General features: G+C 65.9%; 13 protein-coding genes. 6 read left to right on the top strand and 7 right to left on the bottom strand.

The features are described 5' to 3' along the window. Positions 1–72: 72 nt before the first annotated feature. Entirely contained in the window at positions 73–1917 is a 1845-nt protein-coding gene (locus CYJ10_RS18130) for a CocE/NonD family hydrolase (protein ID WP_101682864.1), read from the bottom strand. Positions 1918–2276: 359 nt separating this feature from the next. Between CYJ10_RS18130 and CYJ10_RS18125 the strand changes: the two genes are divergently transcribed. Further along, positions 2277–3251 (top strand): Bug family tripartite tricarboxylate transporter substrate binding protein, encoded by a 975-nt coding sequence (locus CYJ10_RS18125; RefSeq protein ID WP_180862973.1) that lies wholly within the window; start codon positions 2277–2279, stop codon positions 3249–3251. Between the two features lie 67 nt (positions 3252–3318). Here the strand turns inward: CYJ10_RS18125 and aspT are convergent, their stop codons facing one another. Together aspT and CYJ10_RS18115 are read right to left on the bottom strand one after the other, a co-directional pair. Beyond that, positions 3319–5007, bottom strand: a complete 1689-nt coding sequence (gene aspT / locus CYJ10_RS18120; protein WP_101682863.1) for an aspartate-alanine antiporter — start codon at positions 5005–5007, stop codon at positions 3319–3321. Between the two features lie 62 nt (positions 5008–5069). Further along, on the bottom strand, positions 5070–6689 hold the full coding sequence (locus tag CYJ10_RS18115) for a bifunctional aspartate transaminase/aspartate 4-decarboxylase (RefSeq protein WP_101682862.1): 1620 nt from the start codon (positions 6687–6689) through the stop codon (positions 5070–5072). Positions 6690–7197: 508 nt separating this feature from the next. On the opposite strand from CYJ10_RS18115, the gene CYJ10_RS18110 reads away from it, so the two are divergent. After that, entirely contained in the window at positions 7198–7488 is a 291-nt protein-coding gene (locus CYJ10_RS18110; RefSeq protein ID WP_257993405.1) for a hypothetical protein, read from the top strand. A gap of 119 nt (positions 7489–7607) precedes the next feature. Here CYJ10_RS18110 and CYJ10_RS18105 read toward each other — a convergent pair whose 3' ends face one another. Then, positions 7608–8462: a lysozyme inhibitor LprI family protein gene (locus tag CYJ10_RS18105; protein WP_257993404.1), complete on the bottom strand. Its 855-nt coding sequence runs from the start codon at positions 8460–8462 to the stop codon at positions 7608–7610. A gap of 137 nt (positions 8463–8599) precedes the next feature. Between CYJ10_RS18105 and CYJ10_RS18100 the strand changes: the two genes are divergently transcribed. After that, positions 8600–9412: a hypothetical protein gene (locus CYJ10_RS18100; RefSeq protein WP_101682860.1), complete on the top strand. Its 813-nt coding sequence runs from the start codon at positions 8600–8602 to the stop codon at positions 9410–9412. Positions 9413–9620: 208 nt separating this feature from the next. Further along, on the top strand, positions 9621–11354 hold the full coding sequence (ybaL, locus tag CYJ10_RS18095) for a YbaL family putative K(+) efflux transporter (RefSeq protein WP_101682859.1): 1734 nt from the start codon (positions 9621–9623) through the stop codon (positions 11352–11354). A 33-nt stretch (positions 11355–11387) separates the two neighbouring features. Here the strand turns inward: ybaL and CYJ10_RS18090 are convergent, their stop codons facing one another. From CYJ10_RS18090 to pdxR, 3 genes are all read right to left on the bottom strand, one after another. Continuing rightward, positions 11388–12887 carry an MltF family protein gene (locus CYJ10_RS18090; RefSeq protein ID WP_101682858.1) on the bottom strand — a complete coding sequence of 500 codons (1500 nt, stop codon included), beginning with the start codon at positions 12885–12887 and terminating at the stop codon, positions 11388–11390. Between the two features lie 175 nt (positions 12888–13062). Further along, the gene (locus CYJ10_RS18085; protein ID WP_101682857.1) at positions 13063–14082 is read right to left on the bottom strand and encodes a hypothetical protein; all 1020 of its coding nucleotides are present in this window, start codon (positions 14080–14082) and stop codon (positions 13063–13065) included. A 110-nt stretch (positions 14083–14192) separates the two neighbouring features. Beyond that, entirely contained in the window at positions 14193–15704 is a 1512-nt protein-coding gene (pdxR, locus tag CYJ10_RS18080; protein ID WP_101682856.1) for a MocR-like pyridoxine biosynthesis transcription factor PdxR, read from the bottom strand. A 148-nt stretch (positions 15705–15852) separates the two neighbouring features. On the opposite strand from pdxR, the gene CYJ10_RS18075 reads away from it, so the two are divergent. Beyond that, complete coding sequence (locus tag CYJ10_RS18075; protein ID WP_101682855.1) at positions 15853–17118, top strand: 4-aminobutyrate--2-oxoglutarate transaminase; 1266 nt, start codon at positions 15853–15855, stop codon at positions 17116–17118. A 288-nt stretch (positions 17119–17406) separates the two neighbouring features. Next, complete coding sequence (locus tag CYJ10_RS18070; protein WP_101682854.1) at positions 17407–18384, top strand: Bug family tripartite tricarboxylate transporter substrate binding protein; 978 nt, start codon at positions 17407–17409, stop codon at positions 18382–18384. Positions 18385–18439: the final 55 nt, after the last annotated feature.

Genomic DNA, 18439 nt, shown 5'->3' with positions numbered 1-18439 from the left:
ACTTCATGTGCCGGGGCAGGCATCGTCCTGGCGTCATCTGCCTTATCGCGGGTGATCCGGCGCTATCCGGCACTAGCGGCCGCTTGCCTGGGCGGTCACGGGCACGTCGATATGGCAGCCGCCGCGGCCCAGGCCCAGGGTCAGCAGAGGCGGACGGCCGTGAGGTACCTGCGGAAAGTGGCCACGGTCGGCGCCCGCGATCGACACACGCAGCCGGCTGCCGGTGGCCAGCGTCCACGCCACGGGCAGCAGCGCGAAGTCCAGCGTGACGGGCTCGCCCGGTGTCAACCGTTCGGCGTCGGCGCGGCGGTGCGCGCGATACGGCCAGCTTGTGCGGTATTCCGCCGGGCAAGGCTCGGTCTTCCGGTGCGAAGCACGCAGCATGCCCTCGGTGATATAGCGCACCGTGCCATCGGCTTCCACTTCCGACAGATAGACGAACACCGCCGCGTCGGGCTGTGACGAGGCCACCTGCAGGTGGGCCACGACGTGGCCCGCAATCGCCATCGGCGACGTCAGCGGCGCCGAGTCGAAATGCGGCAGCGCCGCCTCATGCTGGCCCCAGTCGGCGTAGTAGTCCTCGATATTGGCGGCACCCAGCCGCTCGTAGCGCGTCTGGCGGCCAGTGGTCCAGTCGAAGCTGACCTGCGTCGGGGCCGTGGAGGACCCCGATTGCGGTGTGACAGACAGCGCGCTGCCTTCCGTCAGGTGCAGCCGGGTGCTGGCCGGGGCGGGCGGCCAGGCGTCGGCCGGCTGCCACCGGTTGTCGTGGATGCTGTGGTAATGCACGCGCGCTTCGCGTTCCAGGCCGGTGGGTAGGCCAAGCAGGTGGTGATCGAAGAAGCGCAGCACTTCGCCCAGGAGCGGAAAGTCGGATGCGGCGCGGTCGCGCCAGGGCGACACGTTGGTGCGCGCACCGTGGTCCCACGGGCCCAGCAGCAGGCGGCTGTCGTGCGACGGCAGCGACAGAAAGCGCGTGATGGCACCGTTGGCGTAGCCGCCGCCATCGTACCAGCCCGAGATCGAATAGACGGCGACGTCGGGCGCGATGCCGTCGAGATAGCGGTACGGGCTGCAGCTGCCGGAATTGAGCGACGGGTCGTGAAAGGCCGCGCCGTCGCGGTAGGCGAACTCGGGCACCAGATCGGCCAGCGTGAAGTTGTTGCGGTGCTCGGCGACAGCGGCGGCCACCAGTGCACCGTCGGCGTCCTCGTCGGTACGCTCGGGGCCCTGGAAGGTGGGGTCGTTGAAGTAGGGAAAGCCGGCTACCAGGTCACGACGGTCCTGGTCCAGCGCGAGCATCAGCTCGTCATAGGCTTCCACCCAGACCTTCGACAGCATGCCGCCGGGGTACAACTGCTCGCTGTAGATGTCGGATACCGAGAACAGCGGGGCGATGGCCTTGACTGCCGGGTGGCCGGTACTGGCCAGGAAGCAGGCCGCCGCGCCCAGGTAGGAAATGCCGGTGGAGCCGATCCTGCCGTTCGACCACGGCTGGTTGGCGATCCATTCGGCTACTTCGTAGTAGTCGTCGCGCTCGGTGGGCGACCGTAGCGCGTCGCGCGTGCCGAAGCTGGCGCCGGTGCCGCGCACATCGACCACGACCACCGCGTAGCCCTTGGGCACGAAGGCATCGCGGTACTTGGCGCCGTTGGGGCTGGGTTCCGCGCCGGGACGGGACAGGCGGAAGCGCCGGTAGTACGGCGTGAAGATGACCACGGTGGGAAAGGTGTCCGGTGCGGCGCTGCCCGGCAGCGGCTGCGGCAGGTACACATCGGCGGCCAGGCGGCAGCCGTCGCGCATGGGCAGATAGCAGGAGGCTGGCTGGACCGGTACGGCGAAGGTGGACGGTCGGCTTGCCAGATAGGCGGACGGCGGCGTCAGCCACGCGTTGCCACGGGTATCGATGTCGGACATGACTTGTGTGCTTGTGCAGAAGGGCCTGGATAACGGCCCCATGGTACGGAGCGGTCCTGCGGTTGCGGAAAGACGAAATTCCGATCTGGTCATAGGTCGGCCCTATGGCCAGCCACACCGCCACGTGTCGATCCGCCGGAAAACCTGCCTGCCAGGCACAAGGCCGGTGCGTGGGGCGTCGATGCTGCATTGCAATAGTGCGTAGAGGCCCCATGGATGGGCGGGTGCGTCAGGGTTTTCACCGGGCATAGCCCTAGCCTATGTTGGCATCGACAATCCGTATTGGTCGTGGCTCGCGCAGATCCATACCATCGCCATGAAAATTTCGTGACTGGCTTCGATTCGATTGGAGAGTATTGATGTACCGACGTTTGATGGCTTCCGCGTTCCTCGCCTCGGCGGTGTTGTGCCATGGCGCTGTGCAGGCGCAGGATGCGTACCCGACCCGGCCGATCCGGATGATCGTGCCGCAGTCGGCCGGCTCCGGCGGCGACGTGGTGGCGCGCCTGCTCAGTGACCGGCTGTCGCAAGACCTGGGGCAATCCATCGTGGTGGATAACCGTCCCGGCGCGAACGGCATCGTGGCGATGAGCACCGTGGCCAAAGCGGCACCGGATGGCTACACGGTGCTGCTGACGGGCGTGTCGCAGATCAGCTTCAACCCGCACCTGTACACATCGCTGCCATACAACCCGCAGAAGGACTACACGTTCATCTCGCCGGTGGTCGACACGCCGTTTGTGATCGTGGCGAGCAAGGCCAGCGGCATCACGTCGGTGCAGACCTTTGTCGACAAGGCCAAACACAAGCCGGGTGGCCTGACGTTCAGCAGCGCCGGCGTGGGCAACTCCACGCACCTGGCCATGGAAGTCGTGGCGGACAAGCTGGGCCTGAAGATGACCCACGTGGCCTACAAGGGCTCTGGCCCCGCGCTGACCGGCGTGGTGGCGGGCGAGGTGGACGCGATGGTGAGCGTGCTGGGCGCAGCGTTGCCGCAGGTCACGGGCGGTACGGTGGTGCCGGTGGCCATTGTCGGCGCGCAGCGCGTGAAGGAACTGCCGAATGTGCCGACGCTCAAGGAGGCTGGCATCGATGTGCCGCTGATGCCGAGCTGGTACGCGCTGGTGGGGCCCGCGGGCCTGGACCCCAAGATCGTGACCCGGCTCAACACTGCCGTGCAGTCGGCGCTGGCCGATCCGCAGATCAAGGCCAAGCTGGCATCGTTGTACCTGTTCCCGGTTGTGGGCAGTGCCGACACCATCAAGCAGCGTGCGATGTCGGAATCGAAGGTCTGGGGCGACTTCATCCGCAAGCGCGGCATCCAGGGGTCGTGACCTGTGCGGCTGGGATGGCTGGCGCCGGGCCCGATGCGGTGGCCCGGCGCCTGCTTTCCTCAAGCGGTCAGGACAGGATCATGATCACCACCATTCCCCAGATGGTCAGCAGCGTGTTGCCCACCGCGTACGTCACGGTATAGCCCAGCCCGGGCACCTGGCTCTTGGCCGCTTCGCACACCATCCCCAGCGCCGCCGTGGTGGTTCGCGCACCGGCGCAGATGCCCAGGATCAGCGCCGGGTGGAAGCGGAACACGTACTTGGCCAGGAACATGCCGATGATCAGCGGCACGGCGGTGGCGAAGATGCCCCACAGGAACAGGCTGACGCCCAGCTTTTGCAGCCCGGCGATGAAGCCTGGACCGGCCGAGATGCCTACCACCGCGATAAAGACGTTCAGGCCCACCGAGTTCATGAACCAGAGCGTGGGCTCGGGAATGCGGCCGAACGTGGGATGGATGGCGCGGAACCAGCCGAAGATGATGCCGGCGATCAGCGAGCCGCCCGCCGTGGAGATCGTCAACGGAATGTCCGCCACCTTGATTACGATGGCACCGATCAGCGCGCCGACCGTGATGGCCAGCGAGACGAAGGCGACGTCGGTGACCGTGGTGGGGCGGTCCACATAGCCCAACTGCTTGGCGGTGGCGTTGATGTCCTGCGTGCGGCCCACCAGCGTAATCACGTCGCCCCGATAGAGCTGGGTCTTGGGCAACACGGGGATCACGGTCTCGGTCGGGCCGCGCTTGATCTTCTTGAGGAATACGCCGCGCGCGCCGGGCCAGCGCGCCAGTTCTTGCAGCGGCTTGCCGTCGACTTCCTTGTTGGTGATGTAGATGTCGACGCCTTCGGTGTGGATGTTGAGCAGTTCCGCATCGTCCACCTCGCGGCCGCTGGGGCCCAGGCGCGCGATCAGCTGGTCGCGCTTGCCGCCGATGGCGACCACGTCGCCCCCTTCGATCAGCGTGTGCTGGTCTACCTCGATGATCTTGCCGTCGCGCCGGATGCGTTCGATGAAGGCGCGCACACCGTCGTGCGTGCCGGCTTCCAACTCGCCCACCGACTTGCCGATGAACGGGCTGTCGGGTGCCACGGAGTAGGCGCGCACCTCGAACTCGTGCCATTCGGTGCCGGAGCCCCCGGCCGACCCGGCCCCCAGCATCCGTTCGTAATCCTTGCAGGCGGCCACGAGATCGATGCCCAGCAGCTTGGGCCCGATCTGGGCCAGGACGATGGCCGATCCCACCGTGCCGAAGATGTACGTCACCGCATAGGCAATCGGCATGCCGTCCAGCAGCATCTTGGTTTCTTCCGGCGAGCGCCCGAGCCGGTTGATGGCGTCGGTGGCCAGGCCCATCGACGCCGAAATGGTCTGCGATCCGGCGAACAGGCCCGCCGCGGAGCCGAGGTCGTACCCGGCGACCATGGCGGCTACCACGGATGCAGCAAGCGACAGCACCGCCATGATGACCGCGAAGATCGCTTGCGGCACCCCGTCCTTGGCGATGCCGCGCACGAACTGCGGACCCACCCCGTAGCCGACCGCGAACAGGAACATCAGGAAGAAGACCGACTTCACGTTCGCGGAGATCTTCACGCCGAGGATGCCGATGACGATGGCCACCAGCAGCGTGGACGTCACAGCGCCCAGGCTGAACCCCTTGAAGCTCTTTCCGCCCACCCAGTAGCCAATACCCAGCGCCAGGAAGATGGCGATCTCCGGGTAGGCCTTGAGCGTATCAACGAACCACGTCATGGTAATGCTCCTTGTCGGACCTCAGCGTTTGCGGCGAGACGGGATGGTCGCGGGGAACGGGCCTACTTCTTTTTCGACTTGGTCTCCTTGCCGCCTTCGGTCTCGCGATAGCGCTCCAGGTATTCGTCGCGCAGCTTGCGCACCGAGCGGCCGATCTTGACGTAGTCCTCTTCGTTGAGGTTAGCCAGCGACACGCGTCCGGACGGATGCCGGGTGCCAAAGCCGCCACCGGGCAGCAGCACCACGCCCGCCTCTTCGGCCAGCCTGAACAGCAGTTCGTGCGGCTGGATCGATTCGAGCAGCCACTTGACGAACTCCGGCCCGACCTCGCGGCTCATCTGTTCGACATCGAGCAGGGTGTAGTAGTCGACGACGTTCTCGTCGACCTCGGCCATCGGCGCACCCATGCCGCGATACAGCGCCGCCTTGCGGCTGCGAATCAGTCTCTTCATGGCCTTCTTGTAGCTCTCGGCGGTGTCCATGAGTGAGAACAGCGAGAACAGCACCATCTGCACCTGCTGGGGCGTGGACAGGCCCGCGGTGTGATTGAGCGCGACGGTGCGGCTGTCGGCCACGATGCGGTCGATGAACAGCAGCTTCTCGGGGTCGGTAGTGATGGACGAGTAGCGCTTGTTCAGGACGGTGCGTTCGTCCTTGGGCAGGTTCGCCAGCTTTTCGTCGAACAGGTTCGACTTGTGCGTGGCGATCACGCCCAGCCGCCAGCCCGTGGCCCCGAAATACTTCGAGTACGAATAGACCAGGATGGTGTTGCGCGGGCACATGGCGAACAACGACACGAAGTTATCGGCGAACGTGCCATAGACATCGTCGGTCAGGAGGATCAGGTCCGGACGCTCCTTGACGATCTCGGCGATGTATTTCAGGCTTTCATCGCTGATCTTCACCGACGGCGGGTTGCTGGGGTTGACCAGGAAGAATGCCTTGACCTTGGGGTCGCGCAGCTTGTCGAGTTCCTTTTTCGGGTATTGCCAGCCGTCGGACGGATCGGCGTCGATCGAAATTTCTGTCAGGTGATACTCGGCCAATTCGGGGATTTCGATGTAGGGCGTGAAGATCGGCATGCCCAGCGCGATCGTGTCGCCCGCCTTGAGCAGGTGATTGACCCGCATCGAATTGAACAGGTAGGTCATGGCGGCGGTACCGCCTTCCACTGCATACAGATCGAAATCGCCAAGGAACGGATGCTTGCCGATCATTTCCCGGCGGATGTATTGCTTGACGATTTTTTCTGACAACCTGAGCATGCGGTCGGGCACTGGGTAGTTGCAGGCCAGGATGCCTTCGCACATCTCGTACAGGAAATCGCCGCCATCGAGCCCGAGCTGGTCGCGCACATAGGAAACAGCGCCAGCCAGGAAGCGCACGCCCGGCACATCGCGATGCTCGCGGGCAAAGAGGTCGAAGCGTTCCTCGATACCGGCGCGGCGCGGAAAGCCGCCCACGCCTTCGGTCAGATACGAGAACGACCGCTCCGATTCGCGCATGGCGAACAGCCCTAGCTGCCAGAAGCCATGACGCGGCACGGTGGCCAGGAAGTTCGGATTGCCGCGCCCGGCATTGAGCATGAGCCGGTTGGACACGCTGCCGGCTAGTTTGATCAACTCGTCCTTCAGCTCGAACGGCGAAAGGCTGGCCAGCTTGGAGGTATCCCGCTTGCTCATCATGTGTCTCCGGTTTGATCCAATGTTGCAGCGCGAAAGCGGCCATCCCTGTAGGCGCGTTTCGCGGGCTGCGTGATGAATGGGCACCTTGGCGAATCGCGAAAATCACGCGCGGGTGCCACGCACTATTCCCAGATACACAACGTAGTCGGCCAAGCGATTGTGCTCAATTGGTCCAAAGGGCTACTGGATGCGGTTTGCGCGGCATTTGCGCGCCGGATTAGGCCAAGGTCCAATGGAAAAACCGGCGCGGATTGCCAAATTCTCAGATTGACTGGGTCGCTGTCCGTGCAGGCATCGCGTGCGGGGCGATACCTGGCATCGCCCCAAATTTCCTGCGACGAGCGGATCGGCAAGTGAACGCGCAGACGTCGAAGCGTGATCTCCGCCGGTGCCTGGCCGTGGCCGAAGGCCGGCTGGCGAAGGCTCCGTCTGCGGCGCCGCAACAAGGGGAGTCCGGGGGGCGCCGGCAAGCTAACGATTTTTCACTACCGACGAGGCAACTGTGATGCGTAACGGAAACTGTCAGGGGAAAGGCCAAGCCAGGCGCCATGCGAAGGCCTGCGTGCTGGCATGGCTGGCGCTGGTGGTCGCGCTGCCTGCCACGCCCACGTGGGCCACCGAGCAGGCCCAGCAGCGGCGCCAGGGGCGCGACGTGCGCCAGGATACGCGCCAGGGTTCGCGCGAGACCAAGCAGGATTGTCGCGCCGCCGACCAGAAGAGCAATTCGGCATGCCGGCAGGACAAGCGGCAGACCAAGCAGGGCGGCCGGGAAGCGGCGCGGGATATCAAGTACTAGCCGGGAAGTTGGGGGCGCAAGGGCTGCGCCGCCAGACCGAGGGCGGGTAGGGCGGTAGGGCGGTAGGGCGGTAGGGCGGTAGGGCGGTACGGCGGTAGGCCGGTAGGGCGGTGGGCTTGTCACGCCCGCTTCAACGCCTCGATCCGGCTGCGATAGGCGCGCTGCAGGCAAGCCTTGTCGCTGCAGCGGTTCCGCTCGTCGCGCAGCCAGGATCGCTGGTCGTCCCTGACGCGCGTCTTGTTGGCGCTGGACGCGAGCTTGCGGCCGTACAGGTCGGCAAGTTCCTTGTCGGCGCGCGCAAGATCGGTATCGCCGCATATCAGTTGCGACGCCATGGAGGTGAGCCGGCTGCAATCGAAGCTGCGCGCAAGCGCTGCGTGGGTGTCGGTCCGATTTTCGACGCGGCCCGGCTTGCACAGCCCTTGCAGGGACCTGCACACGACGTTGCGGCCGACCCATGCCATGTCCTTCGCGCCGTGGTCCGCCACGAACCGGTTGATGGCGGCATGGGTCACGCCGCGCTGCATCGCGTTTGCCGCCACGATCTCGTTGCACAGGGAGTCTGAAAGCAGGGTCGATCCCTGGCGCTTGTAGCAGCTGTGGAATCCCAGCAACCCGGAGCCCAGGACGCTGCGGCGTTCTCCCGAGGCGAAGACGATCGACGCACATGCCGACGCGCATCGGGCACTGTCCGGCACCGCCGTGTAGACATGCACCTTGTCCATCGCGTCGACCAGCCGGAAGGCGGCTTCCACGTTGCCGCCGGGGCTGTCCAGGATCAGGGTGACCAGGCCCTCGTCGTCGCGATCGGCGATCCGGGCCACTGCCCGGAACTTGTCTGCGTCGCCATCCTCGATACGCCCCTCGCCAACAATCATCCGCCGGTTCAGCTCGGGCTGGTGGTAGATGCGGAAGTCCATGGCCGGTGCGCTGGCCGAGAAAAAGCCGCCAGCCAGGAGCAGCAGTGCGCGCAAGGCGTGCAGGAAGGGTGCTAGCCCGGCTTGCCCGGCATGGCTATCGGCAGATCGCATCGCCGCCTCGTTTTCTTGCAAATATGCAAAAATGTCACGAATCAACCGATATAGTGTTGCCCGTGGCACACATAAGAGAAGTGGGAGTATTCAAATTCTTTCGCAAGGCCCGACGCGGTCCGGCTGAAGCCATTCCGGTGCCGAAGGCCGCGCCGGCTGCGTTGTATGTTCAGGATACAACCAGTTCCTACGAGCGCGTCTTCAATCGCGTGATGGAGAACGTGGTCGGCATCTCCCAGGCCGACGCCGCCGAGATTCTCGACATCGTCAAGCGCAGCGGTTCCGACGGCCTGAACATGGCGGGGTACTTCGAGCAGGTGTATGCGGGGTACTTCAGGGGGCGCGACTGGACGTGGACCGAGTACGACGACTGGGCGGTCATTTTTGCCGAGATGGGTGCGTTCCCTTCGCACTGGACCGACATCGACCTGCCCCAGAAGGCAAAGACCCGGACCGAGGAACTGCTTGGCCAGCGGATGCCGGACATCCGTGCATTCCTGGACGCGCAGGGTGTCGCGTACTCGCCGCGCACCGGCAAGGTGCAACTGGTTGCGCTGGCCGAGCACACCGCCGGACTGGAAGCGTCCGCGCTGTGGCAGGCGGTGCTGGAAAGGCGCCGCCACGATGCGGAACTGGCCGTGGAGCGCCGGCCACGGCTGCTCTATGACCTGTTGATGCGAACCATTGCCTATCGCGCCAAGAGCGAGCGCGATGTGGAACGCGCCAAGGCTGCGGGCGTCAAACGGTTCGACCTGATGCTGGCCATCGAAGCGGACCGCCCGTTCGTGGAAGTGGCGCGCAAGAAGAGCCCCTCGGCGGTGCCGCCGTTCTATCCCAACGACTTCACGTTGCTGCGGCCGATCATCGAGAACGGCGAGTCCGGCACCCGGTAGTCAGGTCGGGCCCGGCCGCATCGGCGGCGCGACGGTACACCGGCGCCATGGTGGCGCACGTTGCCGTGCCGCATTGTCGTGCCGCACTGTCGTGCGATAAGGGGCCGGATCATGCATGCCAGGCAAGGGTTCGCGATGCAATGCCGGCATGGCAGTTACAATTCGTGAACGCCCCTTTGCCGCTTGACCTCCCGGACGCCCCTGACCCATGGATCACAACCTGACCCTCATCACCACGCTCGCCGCAGGCTTTGGTATCGCGCTTGTGCTCGGATTTCTCGCGGAGCGCATGAAGATTCCGGCGCTGGTCGGCTATCTCGTGTCGGGCATCATCATTGGCCCCGGCACCCCGGGTTTCGTCGCGGATGTCCACCTGGCTGCCCAGTTGTCCGAGATCGGCGTAATGCTGCTGATGTTCGGCGTGGGCCTGCATTTCTCGTTGAGCGACCTGCTCGCCGTGAAGCGCATTGCCATACCGGGAGCGGTGGTACAGATGGGTATTGCCACGCTGCTGGGCATGGCCATCGGCTGGGGCTGGGGCTGGCATTGGGGCACCGGGCTGATCTTCGGGCTGTCGCTGTCGTGCGCCAGCACGGTCGTGCTGCTGAAGGCGCTGGAAAGCCGCGGTGTGCTGGAAACCATGAACGGGCGCATCGCGGTGGGCTGGCTGGTGGTCGAGGATCTGGCAACGGTGCTGGTGCTCGTGCTGCTGCCGCCGCTGGCCGGGCTGCTGGGCGGGACGGTGAACGCCGAAGCGCAGGCCTCGCAGTCGATCGGCATGACGGTGTTCCAGACGTTGCTGCAGGTGGTGGCCTTTATCGCGCTGATGCTGATCGCCGGGCGTCGGGTGTTGCCGTGGCTGCTGTGGCAGGTGGCCAAGACCGGCTCGCGCGAGCTGTTCACGCTGGCGGTGGTGGCGGTGGCGATCGGCATCGCGTTCGGTGCGGCGGAGATTTTCAGCGTGTCGTTTGCGCTCGGCGCCTTCTTTGCCGGCATGGTGATGCGCGAATCGCAATTCAGTCATCGTGCCGCCGAAGAATCGCTGCCGCTGCGCGATGCGTTCTCGGTGCTGTTCTTCGTTTCCGTCGGCATGCTGTTCAAGCCGGAGATCCTGGTGGAGCAGCCCCTGCACGTGCTGGCGGTAGTGGCCGTCATCGTGGTGGGCAAGTCGCTGGCCGCCTTCGCGCTGGTGCTGGCGTTCCGCTACCCGCTCAACACGGCGCTGACGGTGTCGGCCAGCCTGGCGCAGATTGGCGAGTTCTCGTTCATCCTGGCGGGGCTTGGCGTGACGCTCGGCCTGCTGCCCGAAGAGGGCATGAGCCTGATCCTGGCCGGCGCGCTGATCTCCATCGCCCTGAATCCGCTGCTGTTTGCGGCGCTGGAGCCCGTGCGGCGCTGGATCCTGGCGCGTTCGTCGATGGCGCGCAACCTTGAGCAACGCGGCGATCCGTATGCCGAACTGCCGGTCACGACCGAGCGCAAGTATCTGCAGGGCCAGGTGGTGCTGGTAGGCTACGGCCGCGTGGGTCGCCGCATTGCCAAGGCGATGCAGGATCGCGGCATCCCGTTCGTGATTGCCGACGAAAACCGCGAACTCGTGGAGAGCCTGCGCAAGGCTGGCTTTGCGGCGGTGTCGGGCAACGCGGCCGACCCGGCCGTGCTGATCCAGGCGCATATCGCCCATGCGGCCATGCTGGTGGTGGCCGTGCCGGAACCGCTGTACGTGCGGCAGATGGTGGAGACGGCCCGCACGCTCAATCCGCATGTCGAGGTCGTGCTGCGCACGCATAGCGAAGACGAGTCGAAGCTGCTGCGCAAGGAAGGGCTGGGCACCGTGTTCTATGGCGAGGAGGAACTGGCCAAGGGCATGTCCGGCCATGTGCTGGGGCGCTTCGTGCCCGAGAGCGTGAATGGCGCCAGCGCCAGCCCGGTGGCCCTGTAAGGCGGCGCACGGGAGCCCCGGCGCCAGTGCGGTTCAGCGGTTGACCTGCTGTACCGCGCGCTGCCGCTGGGCCTCGGCGTCCTTGAGCAGCCGGTAGGACGCGTAGTACTTGTAGATGTTCCGGACGTAGGTCGTGGTCTCGATGCCGATTTTCTCTGCCACGACGATTTCGACGTTGTTGAACCAGACATCGGGGTTGAGTCCGCGCTCCGCCGCCAGCTGGCGCATCTTCGCGATATTGCCGGGGCCGGCGTTATAGCTGGCGAAAGCGAACAGCGGCCGATCAAGCTCCGAGAAGTTGGCATCCTTGAAGTAGCGCGTCATCAGCTGGTCCAGGTACTTGGCGCCGGCATGGATGTTCGACTCGGCCACCTTGATGTTGCCCACGTTCAGTTCCTTGCCGGTCGCGGGCATCAGCTGCATGATCCCGATCGCGCCGACCCGGCTCTTGGCGTCCTGCTTGAGCTGCGATTCCTGAAAGCCCTGCGCCGCCAGCATGAGCGGATCGAAGCGGTACTGCTGGCCATACTTCTCAAAGAAGGCCACGGTCACCGCGAACCGCTTGAGCTCGCTGCTTTCGGCGTTGCTGTGGATCTGCTTGATCCCCTGCATGTACTGCTTCAGCCGGATCTGCGCGATGCTCTGCTTCTTGATGTAGTTGTCGTAGAAGTTGCTGACCGCCGCCTGCAGCTGGGGGCTCTGCTTGCGCATGGCCCAGCCGACATACCCGCCTTCCCGCACGGCCATGTTCTCGTGGACCTTCACCTGCGGCAGCATCTGCACCCACATGCGCGCCTTCCAGTCGTCCACCACCAGGATCTGCAGCAGGCCGACGTTCAGCATTTCCATCGCGTCCTCGTCTTCCAGCGCGTCGGGCAGCAGCACGATCTTCATGGGCGGCTTGCGCGATTGGGCGAAGCGGCCGTTGAGCGCATTCAGGCTTTCGTAATAGCTGCTGTGGCGGCGCACGTGCACGGTCTTGCCGCTCAGGTCGTCGAGCGAGGCGAGGGCGGGAGACTTCGGCCCCGTCAGCACCAGTTCCCGGGTGGGCTTCTGCGCAGTGGCCGTCACGAAGTCGACCTGCTTCAGGCGCTCGTCGGTGACGGTCAGGTTGCCGGCGGCGATATCGCCAAGCCCTTCATTGAGGGCCGGCAGCAGGCGGTCGCGCGTGGTCGGGATCATCACCACCGTCACCGGGCGCTTGCCCAGCCGTGCCGCATAGGTCTTGTTGATGAACCGCTCGAAGTCGCGCACGAAGTCGGCGGTCAGCCCGCGCTCCTGCCCCCGGTCATTGAAGTACAGCGTGCGGCTGAAGGGCACCAGCACCCGGATCACGCGGCGTTCGAGCATCGCGTCGAAGTCGCCGCGCCAGGCCTTCACGGTCAGGTCGAGCTTTCTGGCGGGGCCCGCGGCGGGCGGCGCCGAGGCCGGCGCTGGCGAAGGTCCGGACCAAACTGCGCTGCAAAGTGTGCCAGACAGCCAGAGAGCCACGGCGAGAAGGGCGGTCTTAAGCCATGGGCGCGCAGATAGCATCACATGCACCGTTCGGTTCAGAGTCCTGCCCGGCCGGCACTGCCGGTGGGCAGTCTGGTGGTCAGGCAATGGACGGCGTCCGGCGCTGGCTACGACTCTTCTACAGCATAGGCGGCGTTGGTAACGGTGCAAGGGCGCCATACCCGGACATGCGGACGGCGGAAATCGGCGCGTTTCAAAGGTAGCGCTCGGCCTCGTCGAGCAGGGCGCGTGGCGACACCATGTCGCCGCGCGCGAAGTTGACCAGCGTGAACGCGCGCACCAGCGGCGGATCGCCCGGCACGTGGGCGGTCAGCAGATCGATGTCACTGGCCGGCGTCGTGCTGTCCGGCGCCAGCAGCACATTCGTCGCGCTCAGGCGCAGCGGGCGATGCGTGATGGAAAATCTGGCCGGCGCGTCCGCGAGCGTTTCGGTCAGGCATTCGAGCTGCCGCTCCAGGGTGCCCGGTGTCGCGCCCAGTTCGGAGAGCGCCTGTTCGTTGCTGGCGATCTGTTCGCGCAGCGATGCGGCCTCGGCGGCGCTGACCGGCGCATCGCCGCCCACCACCGACCGCATGCCTGCGCCCTGGCGCTCGAACAGTCGCAGGCGCGCGACCAGCAACGTCTGCTCGCGATCGAGTTCGTCGCGGCGCGACTTGCCCGAGGTGAACCGGGCCAGGGACTCCAGCGCCAACTGGTCGAACATCCGGTGCACGATCTCGTCGCGCAAGGCCGCTTCCGAGTCGGCGATGATCGTCACCTGGTGATCGCCGAAGCTGATGTTGGTCTGTGGTACGTCGGATCGCATGACATCGCCTTCCAGCGCCACGCCCAGCGTGCGCCGTTCGGTCATGGTCATGCCCAGCACGGCGGTGGCCGTCTGCGTAGCCGGGGATATGCCGAAGAATTCCCGCAGTTCGGGCGACCGGCTGAAGGTCAGCGCCACGTCGTGCGGCGTGCCGAAGAAGGCGTGGATATAGGGGTCGACGCCCCATGCGTGGTCGCTGGCGTCGCGCGGCGCGGGCACGTCGTGGACCAGTGCCCGCACGTGCGTCAGGGCTCGCGCCAGGGCCGGCCGCAACTGCCGCGCATAGTGCGATACCAGCCGCAGCCGGGGGTTGAACCGTGTGACTCGCTCCGCGAGTGCGGCCATTTCGTGCTTGTCGTATTCGTCAGCGTGCGTGCTTCGCTCGCGCATCCATCCGATCAGACCCATCGCTCCGCTCCCGGCCAGTGTCCGCTTGTGTCCAGAGGGCGGACGGCATCCGCCACGGTAGTGCTACTGGATTGTAGGCAATGGTTGTGGATGCGGGCCTGCTGGCGAGCTTATGTACCCGTCAACCTGTTCCGGCCCGGCAGGCAGCCCAGCAGCACATCGAACGCCGGGCCGATGTGTTCTTCGGGCACGCAGGCGTAGCCAAGCAGCAGGCCTTTCTGGACGGTTTGCCCCTGGTAGTAGCGCGACAGCGGACGGACGATGATGCCCCGCTCGCGCGCCGTGGCGGCGATGGCCACGTCGTCGGCGTCGTCGGGCAGCCGCAGTACCAGATGCAGGCCGGCGTTGCTGCCCTGGCGGTTCAGCGCGGCGGGACCAAGGAATCGCTCGATCAGGTCGGCCAGCATCGCGCGGCGCCTGGCGTAGAGCGGACGCATGCGGCGGATGTGCGCGGCGTAGTCGCCAGCCTGCATGAACTCCGCCACCGTGGCCTGCGTCATCAGGTGGCCGGCACGGTACAGGTCGGCGTGCGCGGTCTGGAACGATGCGGCCAGTGCGCGCGGCAGAACCAGATAGCCCATGCGCAAGCCCGGATACAACGTCTTGCTGAAGGTGCCGATGTAGATCACGGGCGCGTCGGGCTCCATCCCCTGCAGCGACGGGATGGGCTGCCCCGAGAAGCGGAATTCGCTGTCGTAGTCGTCCTCGACGATCCAGCTGCCGTGCTGACGCGCAAACTCCAGCAGCGCGCGACGGCGCTTCAGGCTCATGACCGCGCCCATCGGGTACTGGTGCGACGGCGTCACGAAGACAAAGCGGGGCGGGGGCGCGTCGGCCATCGCCTCGGTGTCCGGCAGCGTCAGGCCGTCGCCGTCCACGGGCATGGGCACCATGCCGATGTCGCACACCTGCAGCACGCTGCGAATGCCCCAGTAGCCGGGCTCTTCCACCCACGCCTGGTCGCCGGGCGATCCCAGCAGGCGCACCACGAGGTCGATCGCCTGGTGGATGCCCTCGGTAATCAGCACCTGTCCGGCGTCGCAGCGCACAGAGCGCGCCACGCGCAGGTGCGTCGCCACGGCTTCGCGCAAGGCCGGCAATCCGCCGCCGTGGCTGTAGCTGAGCCATTCCGGCTGGGGATTGCGCCACAGGCGGGCCGCAATCTGGGCATAGCGCCGGTGCGGAAACCGGCGCAGATCCGGCACGCCCGGCATGAAGGCCCCCCACTGCGTGGGCGATGCCGAGGCATTTTCGATCAGGCGCCGGCCCCGGGCGGATAGGCCCGGCATCTCGCGCGGGCCGGCTTCCGCCACCGTGGCGGCCGTTGCGTTGAGGTAGCTCTCGGGCGCCGTATCGGCCACAAAGGTGCCGCTGCCCGTGCGGGCCCGCAGATAGCCTTCGGCCAGCAACTGCTCGTACGCGTACATCACCGTGTTGCGCGACAGGCCCAGTTCCGCCGCCAGGTCGCGCTGGGGCGGCAACCGGGTGGCCGGTGCCAGGCTGCCATCGAGGATGGCCCCGCGGATGCACGCGTACAGGCCCCGGTTCAGGGGCTTGCCAAAGGCCGCCAGGCCATCGGGGCCCAGGCGCTGGAGCAGCAGGTCACCGCAGATCGACTTCAATTGGCACCATTGAATTTATGAAAGTGGCGCTGGATTGTAGGGCCAAATGTGATTGAAATGTGCGGAATCGCTGCGCAGTGCCGGACGGATACCCGGCGCGGCCGCTGCCGGCGCCGACTTGCCTCGACCTGCCCTTCGCAATCCGACCATGAAAAACATCGAACTGAATCAACGCCGCAGCCTTGCCACGCCCCGGGGCGTGGGCGTGATGTGCGACTTCTATGCCGAGCGCGCCGAGAACGCGACGCTGTGGGACGTCGAAGGCCGCGCCTATACGGACTTCGCGGCCGGCATTGCCGTGCTGAACACGGGTCACCGGCATCCGCGCGTGATGCAGGCCATTGCCGCCCAGCTGGAGCGCTTTACCCATACCGCCTACCAGGTGGTGCCGTATCAGAGCTACGTGTCGCTGGCCGAGCGCATCAATGCGCTGGTGCCAATCACCGGCCTCAACAAGACGGCGCTGTTCACGACCGGCGCGGAAGCGGTGGAAAACGCGATCAAGATCGCGCGGGCCCATACGGGCCGGCCTGGTGTGATCGCGTTCGCTGGCGGCTTTCATGGCCGCACGCTGCTGGGCATGGCGCTGACTGGCAAGGTGGTGCCGTACAAGGTGGGCTTCGGCCCGTTCCCGTCGGACATCTTTCACGCGCCGTTCCCTGGCGCGCTGAACGGCGTGAGCACGGAGCAGGCGTTGCAGGCGCTGGAAATGCTGTTCAAGACCGATATCGATCCGCAACGCGTGGCCGCCATCATCGTGGAGCCGGTGCAGGGCGAAGGTGGCTTCCAGCCGGCACCCGCCGACTTCATGCGCGGCCTGCGCGCCGTCTGCGACCGCCACGGCATCGTGTTGATCGCCGACGAGGTGCAGACCGGTTTCGGTCGTACCGGCAAGCTGTTTGCCATGTCGCACCATGACGTGCAGCCGGACCTGATCACGATGGCCAAGAGCCTGGCCGGCGGCATGCCGCTGTCTGCCGTGTGCGGCCGCGCGGAGATCATGGACGCGCCGCTGCCCGGCGGGCTCGGTGGCACGTACGCGGGCAATCCGCTGGCCGTGGCCGCTGCCCATGCCGTGATCGACACCATCGCCGATGAACAGCTGTGCGAGCGCGCCGCGCAACTGGGCGCGCAACTGCAGGCCCATCTCGAAGCGCTGCAGCCGCAGTGCCCGGCGATGGCCGAAGTGCGCGGCCTGGGTTCGATGATCGCCGCCGAGTTTGTCGACCCGGCCACGGGCGCGCCCAGCGCGGAGCATGCCAAGCGCGTGCAGACGCGTGCGATGGAAGCGGGCCTGATCCTGCTGACGTGCGGCACCTATGGCAACGTCATCCGCTTCCTGTATCCGCTGACGATTCCGCAGGCGCAGTTCGATGCGGCGCTGGCCGTGCTGGGCAAGGCGCTGATCGACTGAAGCTGCGGGCCACGGGCCCTGCAGCGAGACGCAGCACCAACCATCCAGAGAGAGCGCCGGGCACACCAATAGTGCCTTGGCACCAGGGAGACAACACCAGCCTGCAGGCGCACCGAAAATGCTAACCAAACCGGTGCGCCGTACCCGCAAACTTCATCGAACTGAAGGGGGCGGACGGGGCTCGTGTCAACGACGCAGCGATGCCAGTGGCACGCAAATTGCGGACGGAACGGCGGCATCCAGCGTGTTCACGCGGATCACATCGTTCGATTCAATGAGGGTACAGACATGCGTTTCTCTTCTTTCCGAGCACTACTTTCCATCGGCCTGGTCGCGGCGTCGTCTTTGGCGCTGGCGCAAGGCGCGCGCGACTGGCCCACGCAGCCGGTACGTATCGTGGTGCCATTCCAGGCCGGTTCGGCCACCGACCTGATCACGCGACAGGTCGGCGCGGGCCTGGCCAAGGAGTACGGCCAGAGCTTCGTGGTGGAAAACCGGCCCGGCGCTGCGGCGATGATCGGCAGCGAAGTCGCGGCGCGTGCGTCGGGCGACGGCTACACGCTGCTGATGTCGGGGCCGGCGTCGATGGTGACCAACCGCTTCCTGTACAAGAAGCTGAGCTACGACCCGGACGCGTTCGAGAAGGTTGCCGTGGTGGCGATCACGCCGAACATCCTGCTGTCGAATCCGTCGCTGCCGTTCAAGACGCTGCCCGAGATGGTGGCCTATGCCAAGGCCAACCCGGGCAAGCTCTCGTACGCGTCGTTCGGCACCGGCACGACGTCGCACATTGCCGGTGAAATGCTCAAGGCCGCGGCCGGCATCGACATCGTCCACGTGCCGTACAAGGGGGCCGGCGAAGCGATTCCGGCACTGCTGTCGGGCCAGGTGTCGATGTACTTCGATACCATCATGACCGGCCTGCCATTCGTGAAAGCGGGCAAGCTGCGCGCGCTGGGCATGTCCACGGCCAGGCGCTCGCCGCAGGCGCCCGAAATCCCGACCATTGCCGAGCAGGGCTACGCGGGCTTCGACATCGCGCCGTGGTATGGCATCGTTGCGCCCAAGGGCACGCCGGCCGATGTGGTGGTCAAGCTGAACACGTCGATCAACAAGCTGCTGGCCACGCCCGACTTCCGCGAGAAGCTGGCTGTGACCGGCGCCGAACCGCGTGGCGGCAGCGTCAACGATTTCACGGCGATGATCAACGCGGAGATTCCGCGCACGGAGAAGCTCGTGAAGCAATCCGGCGTCGCCCTGCAATAACGCTGACGCAGCAACCCTCGTGGCGCCGCCTGCCGGGGCGCCATGTTCTTACCTT

The organism is Cupriavidus pauculus (assembly GCF_002858765.1).
GTDB lineage: Bacteria > Pseudomonadota > Gammaproteobacteria > Burkholderiales > Burkholderiaceae > Cupriavidus > Cupriavidus pauculus_B.
The sequence above is the reverse complement of the archived record's forward strand: the minus strand, read 5'-3'. Positions and strand labels throughout refer to the sequence as shown.